This is a genomic window from Ferruginibacter sp., from assembly GCF_031430955.1.
Taxonomy (GTDB): domain Bacteria; phylum Bacteroidota; class Bacteroidia; order Chitinophagales; family Chitinophagaceae; genus Ferruginibacter.
This window is the reverse complement of record NZ_JANPCM010000711.1, coordinates 1-5,638: the sequence shown is the minus strand read 5'-3', so window position 1 is coordinate 5,638 and position 5,638 is coordinate 1. Positions and strand designations below refer to the sequence as shown.

Below are 5,638 nucleotides of genomic sequence, written 5' to 3'. Positions count from 1 at the left end.
CCTTCGGATCAATCTGCCACCATCTACCCATCGCAGGGTCATAAACTCTGAACTTAAAATCTAAACTATTTCCTTCGCCCTTTATCTCAATATCCTTCTCTAGACCCGAAAACCCGAACCTGTACTGACTGCCATTACTATATTTCCTCCCCGTCATTATCATACCGCCGGGATAATAGTCATATTTCTCAAAGCCCTGACTGTATTGGCTATCAAAGAACTAATACTATTCTAATATAGCATTTTTTTGCTTAAAAGGAATTTATTTTACTTTTAAAACAGGAGTTAAGGCAATCAAACAGTAGGAGTTTGTTCAGTTATTTGAAAAGTTTATGAAATACAGCTATTCAGGTAAAGGGGCAAAGGGAGATGGTAACAAAATTCTCTACCTACCTTCTTGTCCTTACGAATGAACAAATAAAATCAGTACACCGCCTGGTAATTAATTTTTATTTTAGAATAAGTATAAAAAGATGCTGTTTGAATTTCGGCTACAGTTACATTTAAAAAAAATAAATTACTTTACTGTATCAGCGCCACATTTCCCTTCAGCGTAAGTATTGTACTGTTATCGCATAGTATATCAACAGTGTAAACAAATACATCAGGGTTTTGTTTTAATCCTTTAAATGTACCGTTCCATCCTGCAGCAGCATCGTTAGGTGCAAAATCGTTTTTCTCAAACACTACTTCGCCCCAGCGGCTGAATATGCGTAATGTTTTTATACTGAATAAACCTGTACCCCTTGGATAAAAAATATCGTTGTTACCATCGCCGTTAGGGGAGAAGGTATTGGGTATAAATATATTTGCGCCGTTGCAAACAACAAAAACAGTTACATTGTCTCTCGATTTACAACCACCGGCATTTCTTACTTCAACTGTGTATTGTGTAGTTTCTCTTGGCTTAACCGTTACCCCGGGGAAATTATTTTGTACAATACTTTGTGTGGGTGTCCATATAGCAGCGTTTACATCCGCAGATACAGCGGCAATTAAATCTACTGTTTGTCCTGTATTAATTGTTTTATCTGTTCCTGCTTCTACTGTTGGTATTGGATAAACTTTTACCGTTACGTAACCGGTATCTTTAAAACATGCTTTATCATCTGTGCCAATAACTTTATATGTGGTTGTGGTGGATGGGCTTGCTAAAGGTGTTGCAATAGTGGTGCTGTTTAAACCGGTTGCCGGGCTCCATACGTAGCTTGCTGCACCACCTGCAAATAATCTTACAGCATTTCCTTTACACAAAGTGTCGCCTGTACTGTTAGTCATGGCAAATGGTTGTTTTACCTGTACTGTTACACTATCGGTGTTAATGCAACCCTGCGCTGTTTTTCCCTCTACAATGTAATTAGTTACCGAATCTGGCTGTGCAACTGGCCTGGCACAATTGATACAGCTTAATCCTGTAGCCGGCGTCCATGTATAGCTTGATGCGCCTGTTGCATTTAGTGTAATAGTTTTTCCCCTGCAAACAAGTGTATCTGCACCTGCATCAATTGTAGGTACTAAATACGCATCAACAGATTTATTAACTGTGTCTTTACAACCACTGCTGTTGGTGGCAATAAGCTGAATGTTATAGGTTGCAGCAACAGTATAAATCTGTGCCGGTGGGTTTTGTAAGTTAGAGGTGTTACCATTTCCTAAATTCCAGCTCCAGCTTATTGCTGAGGTGTCTGGTACAATTAATTGTCCGTTAAAGTTAACCGTTAGTGGTGTACATCCGTTTGCAGTACTGGCAATATTTGCCTGCGGCGATGCTACAATTTTTATGGGCACTTTACTTTTTACTGTATCGGCACAACCGGTTTGGGTAGTAATAATTAATTGCGGATAATATAAACCTGATGATGCATAAAAATGCGTTGGGTTTTGTAAAGTTGAAATATTACCATCTCCAAAATCCCAGGCATAACTGGCAATTACATCATTACTTACTGATGAATCAGAAAAAGAAACCGAAGCTGCATCGCAATAATTATTGTTGGTAAAACCAAAGTTTGCATTAACACCGTTAACAACAATAGTATCGGGCCCTAATATTGGTACTACACATCCTCCCGGATCAACCAAAATCATTTTGGGTAAATAAATACCGGGTATGGTGTAAGTATAGGAAACAACAGAATCCATTGTTGAAAGCGTAGTGCCATCATTAAAATCCCAAATAAATGAAATTCTGTCTTTTGTGTTTGCAATAAAATTTACTGTTAATGGTTTGCAACCAACTATTGGCCCGTAAGTAAATGTACCCTGCGGACCACGTACGGTAATTTGTTTTTGTATGGTATCAATACAACCACCCGGGCTTGTAATGGTAAGCTTTGCAAAATATATTCCTGGCACATTATAAAAATGTGATGGATTATCAGTTTGTGTGGAAGTGCCGTCACCAAAATCCCAGTTTACTGAAGTGAAATTTTGAGAAGTATTGGTAAAGCTGATGAATAAAGGAGGGCATGTACCCAACGAATCACTCATACTAAAATTTGCAAGTGGCGATAAAATAGTTACATAATTTGGATGGACTAAAGAATCTGTACAACCATATTGATCGGTAATAAATAATTTAATAGTATAAACGCCATCAGCTGCATAACTGTGTACTGGATTTGTAGCAGTGCTGGTGTTGCCATCTCCAAAATTCCAATTGTAAGTTAATCCCGGCCCTGTTGAAGTATTACTGAAAGTAATTGGTTTTGTTGGGCACGATAATGTATCTGTTGTAGAGAAAATGGCAACAGGCTTCGAAATAATAATTGCACTTGGGTTTACTATGGAATCTATACAGCCCTTACTATCAATAATTTTTAATGCAACAGTATAACTTCCCGGCCCTGCATAAGCATGTTGAAAAGGAGGTGCAGTTAAAGTATCAATAATGCCATCGCCGTAATTCCATATCCATGTAGTAATGGGATGTATTCCATCACTTACAGAATTATCAGTAAAAGTTATTGCACTTAATAAGCAACTGCCCGGAACGCTTGGTGCAAAAGCTGCAGTTGGGCCATCTACCTGTATATATAAGGGTTTTATTAAAGTATCGGCACAGCCAAATATATCTGTAATAATTAATTGTATGGTGTATTTACCTGCTTGAGTGTAAATATGAGTTGCATTAGAACTACCTGCGCCTGCTCCATCTCCAAAATCCCACTGGTAAGAGGCGATGTTAGCGGGGTTGTTGTCAACAGCATTAAAAGTAACTGGATTGTTTTTACAGATGACCGTATCGCTGGCAGTGAACTTTGCTTTTTCTGCAATAATTCTTATACTGCTAATTTTAGTGTATTCGCAACCAGTAGTATAGTTTCTTACAAGTAAAGTAATGGTATAAGTTCCGGTATCGGCATAAGTATGTACGGGGCTTTGCACGGTAGATGTATTGCCGTCTCCAAAATTCCAGTTCCATTCATCTGCACCAATTGAGCCGTCAGTAAATGTTCTTGTTTTTGAATTACATGCAAAATCAACTGTAAAAGCTGCAATAGGCGGATTGATATGGATGTATCTTAAAAATTTTATCGAATCGCAGCAGCCGGCATTGCAAACTACCAGTGTAATATCGAAGTAGCCGGTATCTTCATAAATATGAATAGGGTTTTGATCAGTTGAAGTGCCGCCATCGCCAAATAGCCACAGCCAGTTAGTGATGGCTCCTGTTGATAAATCTGTAAAGTTTACAGGCATGTGAGCACATACATCCCTTGGTGTGGCAACTAAGTTAGCAGCAGGTTTTATGCTTGCAATAATTCCCCTTGTAACAATTGTTGTTGCAGTACAGCCGCCGGCAGTTGTAATGGTTAGTTGAATGGTGTAAATACCAGCGCTGAATATATGTGTTGGGTTTGGTAAGATAGAAGTTCCGCCATCGCCAAAATCCCATTGATAACCTATCACTGGATCAACTGATAGTACAGTTGATGAAAACGTCCAGGTTAAAGGGGCACACCCTGATACCGTTAAATTATTTATAGTAACCTGCGGGGGTTGAATTTTTACAAGATCAATTTTTCGCAACGTATCAGAGCAGCCATCTCTGTTAGTCACAATAAGTGTAACATCATAAATGCCTGTTGCTGTATAAGTATGTAAAGGATTTTGCTGAGTTGAAGTATTACCATCACCAAAATCCCAATTATAGCTTATTGCATTTGTACTAATATCAGTAAAACTAACTGTTAGTGGTGCACTGCAGGATAATGTATTGGTTTGTGTAAAGCCTGCTGCAGGTTTATTAAAAACAGTAACTGTACTGTAGGCTGTATCAAAGCACCCGCCAAAATCCGCAATTAATTGTATGGTATAAATTCCCGGTGCGGTATAAACTTTAACAGGGTTTGTTTGTGTGGATGTTGTAGCATCGCCAAAATCCCATGCACTGGCAACTGGGGCAGGCGAAGAGGTATTGGTAAAAGATAAAGGAACAGTTACACAAACACTATTTGCATTGGTAAATGCTGCGTTAATTGTTCCAATATTTATTAAGTTAGTTTTTGTAATAGTATCTCTGCAGCCGGCGCTGCTGATGGTTATTAATTGTACAGTATAAATTCCGGCAGTTAGGTAAGTATGTGATGGATCAGTTAAAGTAGAAGTTACGCCATCGCCAAAACTCCATTGGTAAGTTAATGTGCCCGTGCCTGTTGATAAATTTTGAAAATTAATAGTTACTGGTGCATTGCAGGCAGATGGACTTGAGTTTGAAAAACTGGCTGTAACACCACTGCTTATTTTTATATACTGAGCTTTTGACAAAACTTTTATACAACCAAAACTATTGGTTAGCCTTAAGGTTACATTGTAATTACCCGATGCAGTGTAGGTGTGTGATGGGTTTTGAATACTGCTTGAGGCACCATCGCCAAAATCCCATTGCCAGGAAACTATTGTACCGTTGCCGGGTGTACTTTGATCGGTAAAGTTTACAGGTAAAGGGAAGCAGCCCGTTAATGGTGTACCGGTAAATGCAACAGTTGGAGCGGCATACACCGTAATGTATTGGGTTTTAATTATTACGCTTGAATCGCCGTTAGCATCTTGTACAACTAATTTTATATTGTACTGGCCGGGATTAAAATAGGTTACTGAGGGATTTTGAAGAAAAGATATTGTTCCGTTACCCAAATCCCATTTCCATTGTGTAGGAGAACCGGTAGATTGATCTGTAAAACTAACTACAAGCGGTGCACAACCAGTTAATGGTACAGCTGTAAAATTAGCAGATAGTTGAGCTTTGGCAGAAAAACTAAAGAGAGCTAATAGAACAATTATAAAACTGTATTTGACACCACAATTGGTAGTCATTTTTTAAGTGCTTTGTTTTTTATGAATAATTGGACAATGCAGCTTACGCAGCATATTTTTATATTACTACTTATAACTTAAAACCCGTTAAAAAATTGTGCTGATAAAGAAATAATCCGGAAGATTATTGTTGATAAAGCCAGTATGGTTTTGATATAAGGTAAACTATAATTGAAGGTAAATATAAGCCAGTTTATCCACAATTATAATCTTTCCATGTGTAAAACTTTGGGTTCAGTGGTTCCCCAAGGTGCTAATTCCATTACCGGAATGGCTTTTTTGGTGAATTTCCATTCTCTTGTTAAAAAAGAAAATGCGG

Annotated in this window: 1 protein-coding gene; it reads right to left on the bottom strand. The window is 38.2% G+C overall.

All coding sequences use genetic code 11. The features are described from left to right. Positions 1–522: 522 nt before the first annotated feature. A complete protein-coding gene (locus ACY65O_RS20380) occupies positions 523–5,319 on the bottom strand; it encodes a PKD domain-containing protein (RefSeq protein ID WP_462222698.1) in 4,797 nt (1,598 codons plus the stop codon). Positions 5,320–5,638: the final 319 nt, after the last annotated feature.

Coding starts and splice junctions, on each gene's coding strand:
- ACY65O_RS20380 (WP_462222698.1), bottom strand. CDS start 5,319: ATGACTACCAATTGTGGTGTCAAATACAGTTTTATAATTGTTCTATTA.